Annotated in this window: 15 protein-coding genes and 1 pseudogene; 4 read left to right on the top strand and 12 right to left on the bottom strand. The window is 73.6% G+C overall.

The window, feature by feature from the left end; genetic code table 11:
• Nucleotides 1-121: 121 nt before the first annotated feature.
• Nucleotides 122-2,203 carry a SpoIIE family protein phosphatase gene (locus CRP52_RS29340; RefSeq protein WP_097239142.1) on the top strand — a complete coding sequence of 694 codons (2,082 nt, stop codon included), beginning with the start codon at nucleotides 122-124 and terminating at the stop codon, nucleotides 2,201-2,203.
• A gap of 78 nt (nucleotides 2,204-2,281) precedes the next feature.
• On the opposite strand, the gene CRP52_RS38565 is transcribed toward CRP52_RS29340, so the two are convergent.
• Both CRP52_RS38565 and CRP52_RS29335 read right to left on the bottom strand, forming a co-directional pair.
• The gene (locus CRP52_RS38565) at nucleotides 2,282-2,455 is read right to left on the bottom strand and encodes a hypothetical protein (RefSeq protein WP_179852628.1); all 174 of its coding nucleotides are present in this window, start codon (nucleotides 2,453-2,455) and stop codon (nucleotides 2,282-2,284) included.
• 101 nt (nucleotides 2,456-2,556) lie between these two features.
• Nucleotides 2,557-2,748, bottom strand: a pseudogene (locus tag CRP52_RS29335) (helix-turn-helix transcriptional regulator); the annotation flags it as partial.
• 180 nt (nucleotides 2,749-2,928) lie between these two features.
• Between CRP52_RS29335 and CRP52_RS29330 the strand changes: the two are divergent.
• Nucleotides 2,929-3,339: a peptidase inhibitor family I36 protein gene (locus CRP52_RS29330; protein WP_097239141.1), complete on the top strand. Its 411-nt coding sequence runs from the start codon at nucleotides 2,929-2,931 to the stop codon at nucleotides 3,337-3,339.
• 19 nt (nucleotides 3,340-3,358) lie between these two features.
• Complete coding sequence (locus CRP52_RS29325) at nucleotides 3,359-3,769, top strand: peptidase inhibitor family I36 protein (RefSeq protein ID WP_097239140.1); 411 nt, start codon at nucleotides 3,359-3,361, stop codon at nucleotides 3,767-3,769.
• 60 nt (nucleotides 3,770-3,829) lie between these two features.
• Here CRP52_RS29325 and CRP52_RS29320 read toward each other — a convergent pair whose 3' ends face one another.
• The 7 genes from CRP52_RS29320 to CRP52_RS29290 all read right to left on the bottom strand — a co-directional run bounded on the left by CRP52_RS29320 (nucleotide 3,830) and on the right by CRP52_RS29290 (nucleotide 15,471).
• Nucleotides 3,830-4,861 (bottom strand): NAD-dependent epimerase/dehydratase family protein, encoded by a 1,032-nt coding sequence (locus CRP52_RS29320; RefSeq protein ID WP_097239139.1) that lies wholly within the window; start codon nucleotides 4,859-4,861, stop codon nucleotides 3,830-3,832.
• A 4-nt stretch (nucleotides 4,862-4,865) separates the two neighbouring features.
• Nucleotides 4,866-5,459, bottom strand: coding sequence for a flavin reductase family protein (locus CRP52_RS29315; RefSeq protein WP_373560532.1), 594 nt, complete (start codon nucleotides 5,457-5,459; stop codon nucleotides 4,866-4,868).
• Entirely contained in the window at nucleotides 5,456-5,923 is a 468-nt protein-coding gene (locus CRP52_RS29310) for an acyl-CoA thioesterase (protein ID WP_097239138.1), read from the bottom strand. Before CRP52_RS29310 ends, CRP52_RS29315 begins: the two co-directional genes overlap by 4 nt.
• Nucleotides 5,923-11,832 (bottom strand): type I polyketide synthase, encoded by a 5,910-nt coding sequence (locus tag CRP52_RS29305; RefSeq protein ID WP_097239137.1) that lies wholly within the window; start codon nucleotides 11,830-11,832, stop codon nucleotides 5,923-5,925. The genes CRP52_RS29310 and CRP52_RS29305 overlap by 1 nt, the downstream gene beginning before the upstream one ends.
• A gap of 334 nt (nucleotides 11,833-12,166) precedes the next feature.
• Complete coding sequence (locus CRP52_RS29300) at nucleotides 12,167-13,240, bottom strand: carboxymuconolactone decarboxylase family protein (RefSeq protein ID WP_097239136.1); 1,074 nt, start codon at nucleotides 13,238-13,240, stop codon at nucleotides 12,167-12,169.
• A 9-nt stretch (nucleotides 13,241-13,249) separates the two neighbouring features.
• Nucleotides 13,250-14,905, bottom strand: a complete 1,656-nt coding sequence (locus CRP52_RS29295) for an FAD-dependent oxidoreductase (protein WP_097239135.1) — start codon at nucleotides 14,903-14,905, stop codon at nucleotides 13,250-13,252.
• Nucleotides 14,902-15,471 (bottom strand): DUF5987 family protein, encoded by a 570-nt coding sequence (locus CRP52_RS29290; RefSeq protein ID WP_097239134.1) that lies wholly within the window; start codon nucleotides 15,469-15,471, stop codon nucleotides 14,902-14,904. The genes CRP52_RS29295 and CRP52_RS29290 overlap by 4 nt, the downstream gene beginning before the upstream one ends.
• Before the next feature lie 421 nt (nucleotides 15,472-15,892).
• Here CRP52_RS29290 and CRP52_RS29285 point away from each other — a divergent pair, with 421 nt between their 5' ends.
• On the top strand, nucleotides 15,893-16,669 hold the full coding sequence (locus CRP52_RS29285; RefSeq protein ID WP_257032909.1) for a helix-turn-helix transcriptional regulator: 777 nt from the start codon (nucleotides 15,893-15,895) through the stop codon (nucleotides 16,667-16,669).
• A 76-nt stretch (nucleotides 16,670-16,745) separates the two neighbouring features.
• Here CRP52_RS29285 and CRP52_RS29280 read toward each other — a convergent pair whose 3' ends face one another.
• From CRP52_RS29280 to CRP52_RS29270, 3 genes are all read right to left on the bottom strand, one after another.
• Nucleotides 16,746-18,011 carry a cytochrome P450 gene (locus CRP52_RS29280; RefSeq protein ID WP_373560576.1) on the bottom strand — a complete coding sequence of 422 codons (1,266 nt, stop codon included), beginning with the start codon at nucleotides 18,009-18,011 and terminating at the stop codon, nucleotides 16,746-16,748.
• A 92-nt stretch (nucleotides 18,012-18,103) separates the two neighbouring features.
• Nucleotides 18,104-19,084, bottom strand: a complete 981-nt coding sequence (locus tag CRP52_RS29275; RefSeq protein ID WP_257032908.1) for a DUF1702 family protein — start codon at nucleotides 19,082-19,084, stop codon at nucleotides 18,104-18,106.
• Between the two features lie 106 nt (nucleotides 19,085-19,190).
• Nucleotides 19,191-20,303 carry a DUF1702 family protein gene (locus tag CRP52_RS29270; protein WP_097240427.1) on the bottom strand — a complete coding sequence of 371 codons (1,113 nt, stop codon included), beginning with the start codon at nucleotides 20,301-20,303 and terminating at the stop codon, nucleotides 19,191-19,193.
• Between the last annotated feature and the right edge of the window lie 46 nt (nucleotides 20,304-20,349).

The following is a 20,349-nucleotide window of genomic DNA, read 5'->3' as shown; positions in this document are numbered from 1 at the left end:
AAGACAGGCCCTTCGGCCCGAGGCTGCCGGGTGGGCGGGTGTGGGGGGAGGATAGGAGGCAACCCGCCACACCGGCTCGGGAGCGGCTGCGCCGCCCGCGCCCGGCAGAAGGAGGCCGAGCATGACTGCTTCCTCCGATGCTTCCTCCGGTGCGCCGCTGACGCCGTCCGGGCCCGGCGGGCTGCTGGATCTGCTCGGTGTCGCCGCGGCGGTGCTGGACGCCGACGGGCGGATCGTCCTGTGGAGCCCGCAGGCGCAGGACCTGTTCGGGTGGAGCCCCGAGGAGGCGCTGGGCCGGTACGCGGCGAAGCTGCTGGTGCGCGAGGAGCACGTCGACCAGGTCCTCGAACTGTTCGCGAAGGTCATGGGCGGTGCCGGGCCGTGGGCCGGGGTCTTCCCGGTACGGCACAAGGACGGCAGCACCCGGCTGATCGAGTTCCGCAACATGCGTCTGCAGGACGCGCACGGCGGCCTCTACGCCCTGGGACTCGCCACCGACATGGGCGTGCTGCGCGGCGTCGAACGCGATCTGGCCCTGTCCGTACGGCTGGTCGCCCAGTCCCCGATCGGGCTGGCCGTCTTCGACCCGCAGCTGCGGTTCGTCCTGGTCAACCCGGCGCTGGAGCGCATCAACGGGCTGCCGGCCGCGCACCACCTCGGCCGCACCGTCCGGGAGACCCTGCCCTTCCTCGACGCGGACGACGTCGAGGCCGTGATGCGCCGGGTCCTGGCCACCGGTACGCCCCGGCTCGACCACTACACGACCGGCCGCACACCCGCCGACCCGGACCACGACCACGCCTGGCTGGTGTCCTACTACCGCCTGGACGACCCGGCCGGACGGGTGATCGGCCTGGCGACCTCCGTCCTGGACGTCACCGAGAGCCACCTCGCGGCGACCGAGGCCGCCAAGACCAGGCGGCGGCTGGTCCTCATCGCCGAGGCCTCGACCCGGATCGGCACCACCCTCGACCTCGACCGGACCGCCCGGGAGCTGGCCGACCTCGTCGTCCCGGAGCTCGCGGACGTCGCCGCCGTGGACGTCCTCGACTCCGTCCTGGAACCGCGCACCAGCGCCGGGCCCGGCACCGGCCCGGCGACCTTCCGCGCCCTGGCCGTCCGGGCCACCCGCCCCGGCGCCGCCGTCCAGGCCGCCGACCCACCCGGGGAGATCGCCAAGTACGACGCCGACCGCCTGGTCACCCGGAGCGTCCGGACCGGCCGCCCGGTGCTCGTCGCCCGCGTCCGCGAGCAGGCCCTGCCGCGGATCGCCCGCGACGAGGCGGGTGCCGCCCTCCTCGCCGAGGCCGGCCTGCACTCCTACCTGGCCGTACCGCTGATCGCCCGCGGCGAGGTGCTGGGCGCCCTGGACCTCAAGCGCACCGACAACCCGCTGCCGTTCGACGAGGACGACGTGGTCCTGGCCGGCGAGCTGGCCGCCCGCGCCGCCGTCTGCATCGACAACGCCCGCTGGTACCAGAGCCAGCGCAACACCGCCCTCACCCTCCAGCGCCACCTGCTCCCCCGCCCGCCACCGCACGCCGCCGGTCTGGAGCTCGCCTACCGCTACCAGCCGGCGGCCGCCGCCTCCGAGGCCGGGGGCGACTGGTTCGACGCCATCCCGCTCGGCGGCGACCGGACCGCGCTGGTCGTCGGGGACGTCATGGGCCACGGCATCAACGCCGCCGCCACCATGGGCCGGCTGCGCACCGCCACCAGCACCCTGACCGGCCTCGACCTCGACCCGGCCCAGGTGCTGCGGCACCTCGACCGCACCACCGCCGACCTCGACGACGTGATCGCCACCTGCGTCTACGCCGTCTTCGACCCGCACCGGCAACAGTGCCGCATCGCCCTCGCCGGCCACCTGCCCCCCGTCCACCTGCGGCCCACCGGCCCGCCCGAACTGCTCGACCTGCCGACCGGCACACCCCTGGGGATCGGCGACACCGCCTTCCGCACCACCGAGCTCGACCTGCGCACCGGCGACCGCCTGCTGCTGTACACCGACGGCCTCGTGGAGACCCGCGACCAGCCCATCGACGCCCGCCTGGACCACCTCCTCGCCCTCCTCTCCGGCCCGCCCCTGCCCCTGGAGGCCACCGCCGACCGGCTGCTGACCGACCTGCGGCACCGGGACGACGAGGACGACGTCGCCCTGCTCATCGCCGAAGTCGCCGAGGAGACCGAAGGACCCGACTGACCGACTGACCGACTGACCGACTGACCGACTGACCGACTGACCGACTGACCGACTGACCGACACCATCCGTTCGCCACCTCACCGATGGATCCGGAAGGCTCCCCACGCACGGTTCACACCGTCCGTCCGGTGCCGGTCGGCGATCACCAACAGGTACGCGGCGAGGACGGTCGCCAGGAAGGCGATCGCGGTGGCGAGGACGGCCACGAGCGTCGCCCGCCGGCCGGGGGGCGGTGCGGCGGCGGGCCGCACGGGGTCGCCGTCCGGGCCCGCAGGCTCGGCCGGCCCGGGGGGCGGGGATTCGCGACCGGGGGCGGGGGTTCGCGACCGGCCAGGCACATCAGGCTTCTGCGGCCCTCGTCGTCCAGGCCCAGCGCCTCGGCGAGCAGCCGGATGGACTTCCGGTGGGGCCGGGCGACCTTCCCGCGTTCCAGGTCCCCGATCGCCCGCACGCTCAGCCCGGACCGCTCGGCGAGCTGTTCCTGTGTCAGTCCCGCCTCGATGCGTCGGTCCCGTAGCGCCGCCGCGAGCTCTGCCGCGTCCACCACACCCCCCGTGTGATCTCCACTCCGCCGATTGACGAGTACAGCACATGGCGGCTTCGGGCGAAACTGCCGGATTTTCTGCCAGTGCCTTCTGCCTGGTCACCACGGTGGCGGCTGTGAAGCATGGGTCCGGCCAAGTCGCCCCGGCCGGTCCGGGGCCCTCACGCACCGGGAGGACCGATGAAACGCATCGCATCGATCGGGATCGTCGCGGCGGCCGTGGCCGCCACGCTCGGCGTGACGACGAACTCGGCGTACGCCGCCGGGCCCGGGGGTTCCGAGGCCTGCCCCAGCGGGAGCATCTGTCTGTACTACAACTCCCCGCAGTACGGCTGGGGTGCCTTCGAGCACTGGAGCCCGGGCGGGTACGGCGACCTCGGCGAGTTCACCTTCAGCAACTGGGGCAACGGCTCCGGCTACGGGGTCAGCGTCGGCGGCCACGCCGCGTCGGTGGTCAACAACACCGGGAACCAACTCACCATCTACAACGGCACGTGGGGCCACGGGTCGGTCGTGGGCTACATCGGCCCCGGCTACGCGGGTGTCCTGCCGAACGGGCTCTACAACGCCGAGTGGTCGATGTACAACTGACGACGGGACGGAGAATCGCGTGAATCGGAAGATCGCCGCCGGCATCGTGGCGGCGGCCGCAGTGGCCACGCTCTGCGGGATGACGGGTTCGGCGTACGCCGCGGGGCCGGGCGGCGCCGAGGCGTGCCCCTCGGGGAGCCTCTGCCTGTACTTCAACTCGCCGCAGTTCGGCTGGGGTTCCTTCGAGCACTGGTCCCCCGGCAGCTACGGCAATCTCGGCAACTACCAGTTCCGGAACTGGGGCAACGGCTCCGGTTACGGGGTCACGGTCGGTGGCCACGCGGCCTCCGTGGTCAACAACACGAATCAGGACTGGATCATCTGCGCCGACACCGGCTGGTACAACTGCCAGAAGTTCGGTCCCGGATTCTCCGACGCTCTGCCGGCGTTCCTGCACGACGCCGAGTGGGCCATGGAGTCCACCGGCTGACCACGCGCGTGAAGGCGGCCCCGGTGTGCGCTCCGCCCGCACACCGGGACCGCCGGTCTGTTACTCCCCCTTCTCCCCCGCGAGGAGCCCGGCCTGGCGGTCGGTCAGCCGCCCCTGTCGGTGCAGCCAGCGCACCGTGTCGGCCATGGTCTCGGCGGTCGGCCTCGGCGTCAGCCCGCCGGTGCTCGCGGCCGGGTCCACCGGCGCCGCCCAGGCACAGGTGTAGACGGCGCCGAACTCCGCGGGGATGTGCCAGGGCCAGCCGCGCTGGACCAGGGAGACCAGCGCGCCCACCGGCAGCATGGCGCGGGCCGGCAGGAAGGCCGCGGGCAGCCGCCGCCCGGTGACCTCCCGCAGGATCCGCAGGTACTGCCGGGTCTCCAGGTGGAAGCCGGGGCCGAAGTGCCGGTCCGGGGCCGTGCTCGGCGCGGTCAGCAGGTGGCCGTGCAGGCGCGCGGTGTCGCGGACGTCGCCGACCGGGTAGCCGCCGAGCGGCCAGATCGGCATCAGCCCGCGCAGCGTGTTGCGCAGCCGGGTGTTCTGGTCGCCCTCCCGCGGGTCCTGCGGGCCGAGCAGCGCGGGCGGGTAGCTGATCACCACGGGCGCGCCCTCGCGCTGGTGGCGGCGGGCGATGCGCTCGGCGCCGGCCTTGGTCGCCATGTACGGATCCCGGGGGCGGCCGACCGGGGAGTGCTCCGCGAGCGGGCGCCCCCCGGAGGGCAACAGGGCGACGATGCTGGAGACGTGGACGATCCGGCCGGCGCCGGACCGCCGGGCGGCGGCCAGCACCACCTCGGTTCCCCGTTCGTTGGTCCGGCGCATCGCCGCGTACTGCCGGCTGTCGAAGGAGTACACGCCCGCAGCGTGCAGCACGGCGTCGGCGCCGCGTACGGCGCGGGCCGCGTCGCCCTCGTCGATGACGTCCCCGACGACCAGGTCGACGCTCCCCCGGTCCACCTCCAGCAGGCCGAGGGCCCGTTCGGCGGCGGCCGGGTCGCGGACCAGCATCCGCACCCGGTGTCCGCGGCGGACCGTCTCCGCGACCGAGTGGATGCCGACGAACCCGGTGCCGCCGGTCACGCTCACCAGCATCGGGTCACCCCCTCGCCCGGCCGGCGCTCGCCCCGCCGGCGCCGCCGACGCCCCGGTGGAAGGCGCCGCCGTAGAACAGCAGCGCCTGCCGGTTCTCGGCCCAGACCGAGGCGAGCACCTCGCCCAGGAAGATGGAGTGGTCGCCGCCGTCGTACTGTTCGGCGAGCTTGCACTCCAGCCAGGCGAGCGAGCCGGTGAGCAGCGGGGCGCCGGTGAACGGGCCGGGCTGCCAGTCGACGCTGTCGAACTGGCCGGCGCCGCGCGGCCTGCTCTTGTTCGCGAAGTACCGTGCCAGCGGCTCCTGTTCGTCCGCGAGCACGGACACCGCGAAGGAGCGGGTCGCCGTGATCGCCTGGTGCATGGTCGCGCTTCGGGCCACGCAGCACAGCACCAGTGGCGGTTCCAGCGACACCGAGGTGAACGCGTTGGCGGTCATCCCGTGGACGTACTCGCCGCCCGTGGTCAGCACGGTGATGCCGGTGGCGAACCGGGCCATCGTCTCGCGCAGGGTGCCCGGGAGGACGGTGATGTGCTCGGTGGCCGTCGGCGTCGGGGCCGGCGGCTGGGTGTTGACCAGGGCCCTGCCGTTCTCGATCACTGCGCCCTCCCCGCCGCCAGGGACCGGACGGTCGCCGGGTCGTCGGCGTACGGCGCCAGGGCCAGGCGCAGTTCCTCGGGTACCCGGGCCGGGACGGTCGCCGAGTTCGGCCCGCGCATGCACGCGATCCGCTGCCGGCCGCGGGCGATCAGGCTCTCCTGCCCTCCGTCGATGCGCAGGTAGTCGAAGCGGAACTGGATCTGGGTCTGGGTCAGCTCCTCCAGCCGCATCCGGACGGACAGTTCGGCGAAGGAGGTGATCTCGGCGATGAAGTCGCACTCCACCTTGAGGGTGAACAGCTTCAGGTCGTCCTGCAGCTCGGCGAGCACCCCCGGCGCCTTCTCCTTGAGGAACATCTCCCGGCAACGCCCCTGCCAGCGCAGGTAGTTCACGTAGTAGACGTTGCCGACGAGGTTGGTCTCCTCGAAGCCCACGGTGTGGCGGATCTCGTAGTAGGCCGACATCAGTTCTCCTTCCCGACGAGCGCCGCGAAGACCACCGGCTCCGTCCGGTCGTTGACGGTGGTCACCCAGGTGGCGACGGTCGCGTCACCGGCGGACAGGACGACCCAGCCGTCCGGGTGGGCGCGGTCCAGGGTCAGCGCCTGGCTGGTCGCGCCGGCCTTGCGCAAGCACTCCAGCGCGCTCCAGACCCTGGTGCCGGCCACCGCCGGGGTGTCGGCCGCCTCGGTCACCAGCAGGTCCCGCAGCGGGAGTTGGCCGCTGCCGAGCAGCGCCTGCCAGTCCTCGGCGCTGCGCTCCAGGACGGTTTCGAGGTCGCAGGCGAGCCGTCCGCGGCCCACCACCGCCATGGTCATCCCGGCGCCGTGCGAGGCCGAGACCGTCCAGCCCTCGCGTCCGGGCGCACCGGCGAGTTCGGGCTTGCCGTCCGGGCGGTGGCGCAGCTCGACCGGGCGGCCCAGGGCCCGGGCGACGGCCGTCCGGGTGCGGGTCCGGCGGTCACCGAGCGCGCCGGCGGACTCCACCGCGGCCTCCACGGCGGGTTCGGTGGCGGGTTCGACCACCACCGCGCGGCTGCCGCCCAGCACCCGCTCCAGGCTGCGCTCCAGGTACGAGCCGAGCATCGCGGGCACCCAGGGGCCGGCCCCGTCGCGCTTGCGGACGGCGACCAGGGTCAGACCCTCCCAGCGCTCGACCACGGTTCCGGAGGGGGTGCGCACGTCGAGGTCGTAGACGTAGCGGTCCCCGTCCTGCGAGCGTTCCCGGGCGTCGAGCACCACGTACTCGGCGTCCTGGTCGGCCCGGTCGGCCAGCCAGAGCCGTTCGATGCTCTCCGGCAGCAGCGTGGCGTCCGGCACGCAGCACTGGATGGCGTGCATCATCGCGTCCCGGGTGCCGGGGTCGGCGAGCAGCTGGTCCTGCGGCAGGAAGGCGGCGAACCACGGCGTCTGGGCGGTGGTGGAGATCTCCGCGAGCGCGTGCCGGGCACTGGCCCGCCGGTACTCCAGCAGGCGCTGGAACCGCTTGCCCTGGAAGAGCACGCTGCCGTACAGCTCCGTCACCGGGTCCACCTGCACCGGCGGCAGGCCGAAGCCGGCCGGCACCGGGGTGCCGGGCAGTTCGGGCCGGGGGTAGCGCAGCGTGGCCCGGAAGTGGTCGGCGGCGAAGTCGGTGTCCTCGCTGCGCAGCACCACGTCCACCGTCTCGGGGCTGCGGACCAGCGCCGCGATCCGGATGGTGGTCGAGCCGCCGGGACGCACCACGACGGGGCGGCGGAACTCGACGTCCTCCAGCAGCGGCGGGCCCTGGTGCCCACTCACCGCGGCGGCGACCTGGGCCATCGCCTCCATGCCGATCACGGCCGGGAAGAGCAGGTCGTCCTGGAGCCGGTGGTCGCTGAGGTACGGGTCGCCGCCCTCGGTCAGTTCGGCCTCGGTGATCAGCTCGATGTCCGGGTGATGTGCGACGACGCGCTCCACGAACCGGGTCAGTGGCAGTTCCCGCTGGGCGGTGGTGAGGGTGGGCAGGCCGCCGGCACGGCCGCTGACCACCAGGACGGGCCCGGCCGTGGGGTCGGCGAGGACGTCGCGGAGCACCTGGATGCCGTTCTCGGTGGAGATCGGCGTGATGCCTTCGCGGATCAACGCCTCGACCACACCGAGCCGTTCGCCCATTCCGGCGCCGGACCAGACCGACCACTCCAGGGCGAGGGCGCGGGCGTTCGGGTGCTGCTGCTGGAAGCGGACGGTCAGTTCGGTCATCCAGTCGTTGGCGGTCGCGTAGTGCGCCTCGCCGCGCAGGCCGGCCCGGCCGATGATCGAGCCGAAGGTGATCAGCAGCTTCAGGCGGTCCGGTTCGACGGCTGCCAGCACGGCCTCCAGGCCCGCGGTCTTGGGCGCCAGGGTCCGCCGGAAGTCCTCGGCGGTCAGGGCGTCCAGGGCGGCCGGCTCGTTGCGGCCGGCGCCGTGCAGGACGGCGGTGACCGGGCCGAGCTCGCCCTCCAGCATGCGCACCGCGGCGGCGACCTGCTCGGGCGAGGTGACGTCGGCCCGGGCGTAGCGGTAGCGCAGGCCGGCGGCGTCCATCCGGGCGAGGTTGTCGGCGAGTTCGCGGTCGTCGGCCGGGTCGGCGCGGCCGATCAGGGCCAGGCTCGCGCCGGAGTCCTCGGCGATCGCCAGGGCGCACTCGGCGGTGATGCCCTTGCCGCCGCCGGTGACCAGCAGGACGTCCCCGGTGTCGAGCGGGGAGGCGCCGGCCGGGGCCGGGCGGGGCTGCAGGGGGCGCAGCACCGGGACGGTGCGGCGGCCGTCCTGCTGGTAGCGGACCTCCGCGAAGCCGGCCGTGGCGGCCGCCTCGGCGACCACCCGGGCCACCGCCTCGTCGCGGGCCGCTCCCTCGGGGGCGGTGTCGGGCAGTTCGACCACCGTGGTCGGCACCGACGGGTGCTCCAGGTGCAGGGTCTTGGCCAACCCGCTCGCCCCGAGCCGGTGTTGGACCACGACCAGCCGGGTGCCGGCGGGGCCGGCCAGGGCTGCCCGCCCGGCGGTCAGGAAGAGCTCGGTGTCCTGCGGGCCGCACTCGGCCGGGAGGCAGAGCAGCACGCCGGAGCCGATCCCCGCCTGGGCGAGGGCGGCGCGCAGCGGTTCGGCCAGCGGGTGGCCGGGGGTGCTGTGCACCGTCCAGTCGCCGTCGGTGGTCCCGGGCGCGGGCTGCGGCCGGGCCGGGAGCGCGGCGTCCAGGTGCTCGACGGCGAAGGCCCGCACCCAGGGGGCGACCCCGGGGACCTCGCCGGCTGGGGCGGCGCCCTCCTGCGCGGTGTCCGCCAGCTGGTCGATCAGTTCGGCGATCTCGCCCAGGCGCACGGTGGCGTAGTTGGGCGTGGCGGCGAGCACGGGGCGGCCGAGCGCCCGGGCGACGTCGTTGACGATCTGGCCGATGGTGATGGAGCTCAGGTGCAGGTCGTCCATCGGGTGGGTCTGCGCGGTGACGGAGTCCAGCGGCAGCTCGACCCGTTCGGCGGCGAGCCGGCGCAGCAGTTCCAGGGTGTCGGCGGCCTCGGTGGCGGTGTCCGCGGACGCGGGCCCGGACGCGAAGGCGGGTGCGGGCCGTACGGACTGCTCGTCCTGGCCGGGGCCGTCGGCCCGGCGGTGTCCGTCCTGTGGCGGCAGCAGGTCCGCGCCGATGGCCGGAGCTGCCTCGCAGGGGTTGGCCAGGAAGGTCATCACCCCGTCCGCCGGCAGCGGGCGGACCAGGCGGTCCTCGAACAGCGCGGCGGTGCGGACCGGCGCGCCGAGCACGTACGCGGCGCCGACGATCCGGAGCAGCGCGCCGATCGAGGCGCTGTCGGTGTCGACCGCCAGGGTGGTGGCGCCGGGTGCGACCTCCGCCAGCAGGCCGGAGAGGACCCGGCCCGGCCCGACCTCGACCAGCAGGTCGGCGTCGGCGGCGACCGCACCGGCGGCCTCGTGGAAGCGGACCGGGAGCAGGACCTGTTGGCGCAGCAGCTCGCGCAGGTCGGTACCGGGGTCGAGGAGGCGGCCGGTGACCGTGGAGGCCATCGGACGGACCGGCTCGCTCAGCTCGAAGGCCGCCAGTTCGGCCGCCATCGCGACCGCGGCCGGCTCGACCAGCGGAGAGTGGAAGGCGTGCGAGACGTTCAGGCGGGTCGCCGGGACGCCCTCGGCCGCGGCTCGGCGGCAGACCTCGTCCACCGCCTCGGCGGGGCCGGATATCACGGTCTGCCGGGGCCCGTTGTAGCCGGCGATCACCACGTCCTGTCCGGCGGACAGTTCGGCGGTGCGCTCCGGGGTCGCCGCCAGGCCCGCCATCGCGCCGCCGCCGTGGCTGGCGCTGGCCATCACCCGGCCGCGGATCGTCGCGAGGCGCACCACCTGTTCCTCGTCCATCGCGCCGGCCCAGTGCAGCGCGGTCAGTTCGCCCAGGCTGTGGCCGACGGCGGCGTCGGCCCGGATGCCGAGGCCGTCCAGTACCCGCAGGGCGGCCAGCGAGCCGGTGACGATGCGCGGTTGGGCCACCTGGGTGGCGACCTGGTCGCCGCCGGTGGGCAGCGGGAAGGCGCGGAAGACGTCCTCGGCGGTGGCGAAGCGGCGCCGGATGGCGCCGACGGCGCCGCGGCCGGAGCCCTGGCCCGGGAAGAGGTAGACGATCCGGGGGGCGGTCCTGGCCCGGGCGAGGAAGATGCCCTCGCCGGCCGAGAAGGCCTCCCGGGCCCCGGAGTCGAGCAGGGCGAGCAGCTTTTCGAGGGCGCGGGCGGCGTCCTCCGGGGAGCTCGCGACGGCGGCGGCGCGGACCGGGCCTGCGGTGAGCCGGTCGGCCAAGGTCCCGGCCAGGTCGGCCAGTTCGGCCTGGGCCAGCTTGGGCACCAGGTCGAGCAGCCGGGTCAGCTCGGCCCGCAGCGCGGCCGGGTCCGCGGCGTCCAGCAGCAGGAGTTCGGCGTCCTGGCGGCCTGCGACCAGCCGGGTGGTGCGCTCGTCCAGCGCCTCGCGGCGGGTGGCGCCGGGCGCCTGGGCGACGGTGACGTGGGTGTTGATCCCGCCGAAGCCCATGGCCGACACCCCGGCCCGGACCGGCTGGTCGGCCGGCCAGAGCTCCGCCTGGCGGGGCACGTACATGGTGGCCGTGTCGCCGAGCAGGCCGGGGTGCGGGTCGACGTGGCCGGTCGCCGGGGGGATCACCTGGTGGTGCACGGCGAGGGCGGCCTTGATCAGCCCGGCGACGCCGGCCGCGGCCTTGGTGTGCCCGAAGTTGCCCTTGATGGTGCCGAGCGCGGCCGGGGCGGCCGTCGGGTCGGCGTTGCGGCGGGCGGAGGACAGCGCCTCGATCTCGGTCGCGTCGCCGAGGGCCGTACCGGTGCCGTGGCCCTCGAAGTACGAGACGGTCTCGACGCCGTAGCCCGCCCGCCCGTAGGCGCGGGCCAGGGCGAGCCGGTGGCCGCCCGCCTCGGGGCGGGTGATGCCGCCCTTGCCGTCCGAGGAGACGCCCCAGCCGCTGATGCTCGCGTAGATCCGCCGCCCCTGGGCCAGCGCGTCCTGTTCGCGCATCAGCACCAGCATGCCGGAGCCCTCGCCGGGCCAGAAGCCGTTGGAGTCCTTGTCGTAGACCTTCATCTCGCCGGTGGCCAGCGCGCCGGTCTTGGCGAAGCCGATCACCTCGAAGGGGTCGATGGACAGGTCCACCCCGCCGGCCAGGGCCACGTCCAGCTCGCCGTCGGCCAGCGCCTTCGCGGCCGTGACCACGGACAGCAGGGAGGAGGAGCAGGCGCCGTCGACCGTGTACCCGCCGCCGCGCAGGTCGAAGTGGTTGCAGATCCGGCCGGCGATGGTGTTGGCCAGGCCGCCGGCCAGCGAGTCCTCGTCGATGGGCGGGAAGGCGGACTTGTACTGGGGCTCCAGTTCCGTCAGGAACGTCGCGGCCTCCTCCGGGGACCAGCCCCGGCCGGCCAGTGCGGCGGCCACCGTGCGGCGGACGTAGGGCCACCGCAGCCGCATGATGTTGGCCCGCGAGAATTCCCCGGTGAGGCTGTTTCCGACCACGACGCCGGTGGACTGGTGGGGCAGTCCCGAACCGTCCGGGAATCCGGCGTCGGCGAGTGCCTCGTCGGCCACGTCGAGGGCCAGCCAGTGGGTCAGGTCGGTCGCCCGGTAGGTGCTTCCGGCGACGCTGTACTTGATCCGGTCGAACGCGTAGTCCCGCAGGACGGCGGCCTTCGTCGTGTAGTGGCGGTCGGGTGCGCCACGGTCCGCGGACCAGTAGTCCGCCTGGTTCATCCGCTCGTCCGGTAGCCTCCGGAAGGCCCTCCGGCCGCTCAGGACGTTCTCCCACAGTTCGCTCGCCGAATTGGCATCCGGGTATCGGAGGCCGATTCCCACGATAGCGATCCGCTCACTGCTCATGTATTCACCGCCCGTGGAGATGAATTGACGTCGAATCTCTTCGCCGACTCGACAGACCTGCACTGGTCAAGGGTGCATCGAGGCACGTCCGGAAGTCTTCTCCGAGTTTGCTTTGCGCTCGGCCGGGGCCGCGGTTTTGACATAACGGTGTGATTTCATCACGCTGTTATTCGATAACGTCGTTATTCGATAACGCCGTGATTAAATGCCGAATAAAGCGTTCCCGGCCGGAACGGTCGGTGCGATCGGTGCGATCGGCACGGTCCGTGCGGCCGGGAACGCGCCGAGGCTCCCGCCGGTGGCGGGAGCCTCGGGTGTGCGGGCGACTACCTGCTCAGCTGTGGCCGGCCGTGGTCACGCGCTCGGCGAGCCGGGAGCCCAGCTCCCGAGCCGCCGTCAGGGCGGCCCAGGAGGTGAGCTCGATCAGTGCGGTGTCGCCGGGCCGCCCGTGCCGGAACTCGGCGACGAGACGGTCGTCGACCTGGTACGAGGCCTTGGCGGTCAGCAGGGCCAGCCGGCCCGCCGCACGCTGTTCCTCGGGCAGGGCCGAGACGGCCTCCTCCACCCAGGCGCGGCCCAGTCCGGGCGCCTCACCGCTCCACCCGGCCAGTTCGGCCGTCACCAGGGCCCGGACGCCCTCCGGCACCGCACGGGCCCCCGCCGCGTCGACCGCGGCGGCCGCCCGTGCGAAGGCGCCCGCGACGCTCGGGGTGCCCGCCGCCCAGCGCAGGTCCCCGGGCAGGGGCGCGGACGGCAGCAGGTCGAGCGAGGTGCCGGCCGGCGGGGCGCCGCGCGCGGCCCTGCGCATCAGCCGGCCGAGCACGGCCAGCGCCGCCGAGCGCGCGGCCGGCGGGAGCCCGGGCGGCACCGGGCTCTCCGCGAGGAACAGGTTGACCATGCGGTTCAGGTAGTGGAAGGTGACCGCCACCCCGACCAGTTCGGGAGCCGCCTGCGCGGGGAAGCGCGCGCCCCCGGCCCCCCGGAGCCAGTCGGCCACCCCGGCGGCCGTCGCCTCGGCCTCCGCACCGGCCCCTGCCCTGGCCCCCGGACGGCCCGGGGCGGACCCGGCCGCCCCGGGCAGCAGCGCGGCCAGCGTCGCACCGTGCACCTGCACGCAGTACGGGCAGGAGTTGGCGGCCGAGACGGCGGCGGCCACCGCCTCCTTGGTCGCCCGGTCGACCCGCCCGCCGGCGACCAGCGTCTCCCGCAGCATCACCCAGGAGGCGGCCAGCACCTCGGGCGCGGCCGCGTGCAGGGCGATCGGCGGCGGGAGCATGCCGAACTCCCGCTCGGCCTCGGCGAAGACGCCGGCCACCTCCTTCCCCGCCCCGGCCGGCCGGGGCGGGGCGACCCGGCGGATCTGCGCCAGCGCCCGGCGCAGCGCGGGCCGCAACAGCGTTGTCGTCATGAGCTGCCCCTACCGGCGCATCAGGCCGGGCAGTTGCGCCTGCACCCCGCGCCGGCCGCTGGTTCCGCCGTCCGGCGAGGGCGCGCCGTACCGGACGTCGACGCCGCGTTCCTGGGCGGCGCGCACGATGCCGGGGATGGCGCGTTCGGCGAGCGCGGAGATGGTCAGCGCGGGGTTGACGGTGAGTGCCCCCGGGACGGCGGAGCCGTCGGTGACGAAGATGCCCGGGTGGTTGCGGAGTTCCTGCCGGTCGTCCAGCGCCGAGGTCTGCGGGTCGTCGCCGATCCGGCAGGAGGCCAGCGGGTGCACGGTGTACGCGCCCACCAGGTCGTTGGTCCAGGGCATGACGCGGGCCAGCCCGTCACGCTCCAGGATGTCCTTCACCACGGCGTCCGACTCGGCCCAGCCGCGCAGGGTGTTGGCCGTCGGCCGGTAGCTGATCGTGCCGCGCCCGAGCATCTGCTGGGAGATGCGCGCCGCGTTGCCGGTGGGCGGCGGCGGGCCGAAGACGCCCTCGTTGTCGTCCTCGACCATGGTGAAGACGGTCAGCCAGGACTGCCACTGCCGGACGAGTTCCTTCTTCTCCACGCCGAACCAGCTGGGGCCGGTGGCGTCGGGCACCTGCGCCAGGATGGTGCCGAACCCCGGGGGGAAGTAGAGCTGTTCCAGCGAGAACCGGGAGTGCTCCGGCAGCGAGCCGTCGAGGTTGTCCCAACTCGCCACGACCGGGCCCTTGCCGATCTGGTTGGCCCGGAACGCCCGGCCGTCGCCACGCTTGAGCCCCAGCAGGTCCCGGGCCCGGTCCTCGTTCACCACGGCCGTGTTGAGGCGCTCGCCGTTGCCGGAGAAGTAGCGGCCGACGGCGTGCGGCATGGTGCCCAGAGTCGCCTCGGAGCGCTGGAGGATCACCGGGGTGGCCCCGGCGCCGGCGGCGAGCACGACGATCTTCGCGTCGATGGTGCCGCTGCCCACGTGCACCCGGTAGTCGGTGTCGTCGATGACGTTGTAGTGCACCCGGTAGCCGCCGCCGTCCGTGCGGGAGAGGTGCTGCACCTCGTGCAGCGGCCGGATCTCGGCACCGTGCGCGAGGGCCGCGGGCAGGTAGTTCAGCAGCAGCGAGCGCTTGGCGTCGAACCGGCAACCGGACATCATCCAGTTGCAGTTGGTGCACTTCGCCCGGTCGATGGCGGCCGGGACGGGGTTGGCGGTGCGTCCGGCGTGCTCGCAGGCGGCGGCGAACAGGCCGCCCGCGTAGGTGACGTCGTTCCAGTCCTGCTGGGTGATGGGCAGCGCCTCGACCACCCGGTCGTACCACGGGTCGAGGACGTCCCGGTCGATGGCCGCCGGCCACATCCGCCGGCCGATGCTGCCCCGGCGGTCGAAGACGAACCGCGGCGCGCGCGGCATGGCGGCGAAGTACACCACGCTGCCGCCGCCGACGCAGTTCCCGCCCAGCAGGCTCATGCCGTCGCCGACCACGAAGTCGAAGATCCGGGTGTACGAGGAGCCGAGCAGGAAGTCGTGCTCGAAGTCGTTGGCCTCCAGCCACGGGCCGCGCTCCAGCACGGTGACCCGCGCGCCGCCGGCCGCCAGGTGGTAGGCCGCGATCGCGCCGCCGAAGCCACTGCCCACGATCAGGACGTCGGTGCTCTCGGTGTTCGTCATTCGGGGCTCCCTGAGGAGGTGGTGCCCGGGTGGGGATCGGCCAGCTGCTTGCCGTACGAGTACTCGGGGAACCGCCACAGGCCGTCGTCGCCCGGCTGCATGAACCCCATCATGGTCAGGCCCGGGTGGCCTGCCGCGAGCGCGTCCGTGGTGTGCAGGTGCGCGGCGGTGTCGAAGGCCATGTTGGCGAACAGCGCCAGCAGCACCCAGAGTTCGCGCTCCTGGTGGCCGGTCCCGGTCAGGGACTGCACCAGGCTGGTGCGGTCCGCGAACGGCAGGGCGACGAACGGCGGCACCGAGTCGTCGAGGCGCAGGCCGTGCTCGGCGGCGTACGCGCCGGCGTGGGCGTTCAGCGCCTGCTGGTAGTCGTCCAGGGCGTTCGACAGGCCGGTCGCGGGTGTCTCCAGCAGCTCGATGGCGCCTGCCTGCACGGCGCCGCCTCCGGTCGAGGCGCCGGCCACGGCCCGGTCGTCGGGGGAGCGTTTCTCACCCGGAACGATCGTGTCCGCGAACGCTTCCAGCGTCATGGTCCGGTATTCGTTTCCATCGGGGGTAGGTGAGCCCATCGGCGTCTCCTAGCTACTCGTCGAAAATCGGGTCCGGCAGATCGGCCGACCACGATTCGCATGCACGACTTTGGCATCGTCCGCGTAATGCGCCCTCCTCTGCATCTCCTGTGTTGCTGAGCGCCTTCGAGGGCCGTTCAAACGCGAATCCCCGGGTATCTCTTCACCGGGCATGCCAACGGCACGTGCCACCAGACCATTGCGGGTGACATGCTCCTGCTGCTACGGTCGTCACTTGCTATGGCGGCGACACATTTCAGCTTCGCCTTTCCGAAGGGTGGGTACCTCCCTTCGCTCGCCCTGGCACTTCTGACCACCGGCCTGGACGTACGGCCGCGACCTTCGTTTCCGATCGTTTCCGATCATCGCAAGGTGGAATTTCTGTTCATCCGCAGGTGCAACAGAGAAGCTGGAGTCAGTCATGACAACTGCCATCGAGCAAGCCGTGACCCGGGCCATCGAGACCATGCACGACAACATCGGCGAACTGTTGACGATCGACGATATGGCGCAGGCCGCCATGTACAGCAAATTCCACTTCTCCCGGGAATTCCAGCGGATGACCGGGGTGTCCCCGCGGCGGTTTCTCTCCGCCATCCGCCTGGAAACCGCCAAACGCCTCCTGGTCGAAACCTCGTTCACGGTGACCGAGATCAGCCACCGGGTCGGATACAACAGCGTCGGGACTTTCAGCTCGCGCTTCGCCAGCAGCGTCGGCATCCCTCCCACCGTCTTCCGTCAGCTCGGGGGTTACACCACCCGGATCGAAGTCGACCTCCGCGGCCTGGTCCGCAGCACCGAACTCTCCACCTTCCGGGGCGAGATCCGGCCCCCGGCCGGCGGAGCCCTCGGCCGGGTCTTCGTCGGCCTGTTCCCGACCCGGGTGCCGGAGGGCAAACCCGCCGCCTGTACCGTCCTCCCCCGCCCCGGGGTCTTCTTACTCGACCAGGTGCCGGCCGGCACCTGGTACCTGCTGGCCCACTCCGTCCCGGCCGCCTTCGACGAGGTGCTGACGGGTGACCACGCGGTCTCGGTCGGATCGGTCGGACCGATCGAGGTACGGCCGACCGTGCCGCTGCTGCCGATCGAACTGCGGCTGCGCCCCGCCCGCGTCCTCGACCCGCCCGTCCTGCTGGCCCTGCTCGACGCGCGGACGATCGCGCTCAGCGAGCGGACCGCGGTCACCGACAGCGCGTGACCCGGCGACGGCCCAGAGCCCCCGCGACGTCCACCGCGGGGGCTCTGCTCGTGGGGAGGGTCCTTCGGACCGGCCGTCAGCGGGAGTGCACGGTCATCGGCAGGCCACCGCGCACCCGCAGCGACAACATCGGCTCGGCCACCACCCGGTACCCGGGCACCTTGGCCAGCCGGAGGTCCCGGGCGACCATGGCGATGGTGAACGTGGCCTCCAGCAGCCCGAGGTGGTTGCCGACGCAGAAGCGCGGCCCCGCCCCGAACGGGATGTAGGCGTAGCGCGGCCGGTCCGTGGCCCGGTCCGGATCGAAGCGCTCCGGGTCGAACTGCTCGGGTGCGTCCCAGAACCGGGGGTGCCGGTGCAGGGTGTACGGGCAGATCAGGACGTCGGCGCCGGCCGGCACGTGGTACCCGCCCACCTCGTCCTCGGCCTGGGCCTGCCGCGGCAGGATCCACACCGGCGGGTAGAGCCGGATGACCTCTTCCACCACCCGCGCCGTGTAGCGCAGCCGGTGCAGGTCCTCGAACTCGGGCATCCGGTCGCCCAGCACCTCGACCGCCTCGGCGTGCAGCCGCTCCGCCACCTCGGGGTGACGGTCGGCCAGGTAGAAGGTCCAGCCGAGGGTGCTCGCCGTGGTCTCGTGGCCGGCCAGCAGCAGCGTGACCAGTTCGTCGCGCATCCGCTGCCGGCCGACCCGCTGGTCGGGCTCCTGCCGGGTGGCGACGATCAGCCGGGACAGCGCGTCGTCGCCCTCGATCCGCTCGCCGTCGCGGGAGATCCGCTCCGCCACCAGCCGGTCGACCACGCCCTGCAGGGACTGCCGGGCCTGCCGGAACCGGAGCTGCTTGGCGAGCGGCACCCAGCCGGGCACCATGCCCATGGTGACCATGTCGAACATCGCCTGGTCCTGGACGGCCTCGAAGTCGTGCCCGACGGCCTCGAAGGCGCTGAGGTCGACGTCGAGCAGCGTGCGGCCGAGCACGCCGAGGGTGAGCGCCGTCATCTCGCCGACCACGTCGACCGGTCCGCCGCCCTCGTGCGCCCGCAGCCGCCCGACCAGCTTGGCCGCCTCCTCGGCGACGACGCCCGCCTGCTGGGAGATCCGCTTGTGCTGGAAGACCGGCTGGATCTCCCGGCGCTGCTTGCGCCAGAGCTCGCCCTCGCTGGTCAACAGGCCGTTGCCGAGCGCCCGTCGGGCCTGGGCCAGGCCGATGCCCTTGTGGTAGTTGGCGGCGTTGTCCGCCAGCACGTGCTTGGCATGGTCGGGGTGGTTGAAGAAGTAGAGCGTCTTGGGGCCCATGGAGATCCGGACCGCGTCGCCGTACTCCGCCGCGGCGGAGCGCATCAGTTCCAGGCGGTCCCCCACCAGCCGGCGCAGCAGCACCGGGGCGGCCCGGCGCGGCGGGCCCGGCGGCACCCGGCGGTTCGCGGCCACGGCTAGCACCCCCCGACGGCGGTGAAGCGCTCGGCGATGGCCTGGCGCCACACCTCGTAGGCGGGCAGCGCGCCGGCCGGCGCGAACCCGGTCGGCCGCACCTCGTGGGTGACGGCGGCCGCCTCGGCGGGCGGCATGCCGCAGAAGACCCGGGTGGCCAGCTCGGTGTGCGGGATCAGCAGTCCGGAGCGGATCCTGGCCTCGGCCGCGAACGCGCTGCCCTGCGCGACCATCGAGCGGTGCGCGCCGGCCCGGTCCCGGAAGGCGCACAGCTCCGACTCGTCCACACCGCCGGCGTAGGTGGCCGCCAGGCCGGCCCCGCCGTAGAGGTCGGACCGCCGGGACTCCGGGAACTTCTCGATCATGGTGGCGATCAGGTCGACGTCGGTGCCGCCGACGAACCACAGCGCCCGGCCGATGCCCTGGTCGATCGCGCGGCCGGTGTACGACGGGGTGTCATGGGCCGGCCAGGGGAAGGCCTGGTCCCGGTACTGCTCGTGGACGTACTTGGCGGTGCGGAAGTACGCCTGGTGGAAGCCGTACCCGTCGAGCACCAGCCAGCGCAGCAGCGGGTCCATCGCGTCGATGTCGGGCCAGCAGAACCGCGGCAGCCGGGCCATCGCCCAGCCGACGCCGACGTACACCATGTAGTTGTGCTCGGCGCCCCCGCCGTTGAGGAAGCGGGCCACCGAGCCGCCGCGGCGGTTCAGCCTCAGCCCGTCCAGCATGGCGAAGCCCATGCCGGCGCCCTCGTAGGCGAAGCCGCGGAACTGGACCGGGATCCGGTCCAGCGGGATCTCCGCGTCCGCCGGGTACCGGGCCTCCACGGCGTGGGCGTAGCCCTCCAGGAACCGTGCGCCGACCGTCTCCAGGAGGTGCTGGGCTTCGGGGTTCTTCCGGTGGAAACCACGGGTTTCCAGGAGCGTTTCGGTCGTGCTCGGGGTGAGCACACGACGTCGGAGCGACCGCCATCCGCTGGCCACGCGATTCTCCTCTCGGGTTTGCGCGGGACGGCCGATCCGTCCCGCGGAGGTCTTCGGACCGGTCCGGCCCGGAACTCCTCCGGTCGCGGTCATTTCTCGGCCGCGGTCACTTCTCCGGCCGCGGCCGCTTCACCGGTGGCGCCGGGCGCGGTGCGGCGTTCTGGACCGGTTTCGCCACCGGGGCCGCCTGGGCCCCTTGGGCCACCGGGCGCGGTGCGGGCCGGAGCAGGTCCCCGGTGTCGCGGAAGTGCGCCCGCACGTTCGCCCGCCACAGTTCGTACGGCGGCAGCCCACCGGAGCCGGCGCCGGCCGGGCCGGCGGCTTCCGGCGCGCACTCGTCCGCCAGCTTCGCGGCCGCCTCGACCGACAGGCCGGTCAGCGCCGTCGAGGCCGCCTCGGTGTGCCCGGGCACGAAACCGGCGTAGGCGCGCGCCTTGGAGGCGAACACCGACCCCTGGGCGAGCTCCGCCCGGTACGGGCCGGCCTCCTCGCAGAGCACGCCCAGGCCCTCGGCCGGGCTGCCGCCCGCGAAGGTCGAGGCCAGCCCCACGCCGCCCCACAGGTCGGCCTGCCGGTCCGCGGCGAACCGGCGCACCGCGGCGGCGACCTGCCGCGGCGCGCCGCCGTGGATGAACCACAGCGCCCGGCCGATGCCCTGGTCGACCGCCCGCCGGAAGTACTCGGGGGCGCCCTGCCACGGGTACGGCTTCGGCCGGCGCTGCTCGTCCACCCAGCGGCGGGTGTGGAAGTAGGCGAGGTCGAAGCCGTACCCGTCGACCGCCAGCCAGCTCATCGTCGGGTGGTACGGCGTGCCGGTCAGGTCCGGCAGCACTTTGGTCCACAGCGGGCGCGGCAGCCGCGCCATGGCGAAGCCGATGCCGATGTACGCCAGGAAGATGTGCGGTTGCCCGGACCCGGTCAGCAGGTCCCGGGTGCGCCGGCCCCGGCCCATCGCGTCCAGGACGGTGAAGGCCATCGTGGCGCCCTCGTAGGCGAATCCGCGCTGTTCGGGGTCGACCAGGGCCAGCCGGCGCTCGACCTCCCACTGGCTCCGCGCGTCGATGCCCCACTCGAAGCCGCAGACCACCGCCCGGGGCACCGCCTCCAGCCGCTCGGTGGTCTCCGTCGGCTCCGCCGGGAATCCGCGCCCGGCGAAGGTCACCGATGCCAGTGACGGTGTCAGTACCAGCCTGCGCAGCGATCCGAAGGTCGTCGGCACGATCACTCCCCTGCCTCAAGTCCCGGATGACGGTCCCTCCATGGTC

Source organism: Streptomyces sp. 1331.2, assembly GCF_900199205.1.
In the GTDB taxonomy this organism is placed as follows: domain Bacteria; phylum Actinomycetota; class Actinomycetes; order Streptomycetales; family Streptomycetaceae; genus Kitasatospora.
This window is presented reverse-complemented; position numbering and strand designations above follow the sequence as displayed.

Coding starts and splice junctions, on each gene's coding strand:
- CRP52_RS29340 (WP_097239142.1), top strand. CDS start 122: ATGACTGCTTCCTCCGATGCTTCCTCCGGTGCGCCGCTGACGCCGTCC.
- CRP52_RS29330 (WP_097239141.1), top strand. CDS start 2,929: ATGAAACGCATCGCATCGATCGGGATCGTCGCGGCGGCCGTGGCCGCC.
- CRP52_RS29320 (WP_097239139.1), bottom strand. CDS start 4,861: ATGCTGGTGAGCGTGACCGGCGGCACCGGGTTCGTCGGCATCCACTCG.
- CRP52_RS29310 (WP_097239138.1), bottom strand. CDS start 5,923: ATGTCGGCCTACTACGAGATCCGCCACACCGTGGGCTTCGAGGAGACC.
- CRP52_RS29305 (WP_097239137.1), bottom strand. CDS start 11,832: ATGAGCAGTGAGCGGATCGCTATCGTGGGAATCGGCCTCCGATACCCG.
- CRP52_RS29300 (WP_097239136.1), bottom strand. CDS start 13,240: ATGACGACAACGCTGTTGCGGCCCGCGCTGCGCCGGGCGCTGGCGCAG.
- CRP52_RS29295 (WP_097239135.1), bottom strand. CDS start 14,905: ATGACGAACACCGAGAGCACCGACGTCCTGATCGTGGGCAGTGGCTTC.
- CRP52_RS29290 (WP_097239134.1), bottom strand. CDS start 15,471: ATGGGCTCACCTACCCCCGATGGAAACGAATACCGGACCATGACGCTG.
- CRP52_RS29285 (WP_257032909.1), top strand. CDS start 15,893: ATGACAACTGCCATCGAGCAAGCCGTGACCCGGGCCATCGAGACCATG.
- CRP52_RS29280 (WP_373560576.1), bottom strand. CDS start 18,011: ATGCGCTCCGCCGCGGCGGAGTACGGCGACGCGGTCCGGATCTCCATG.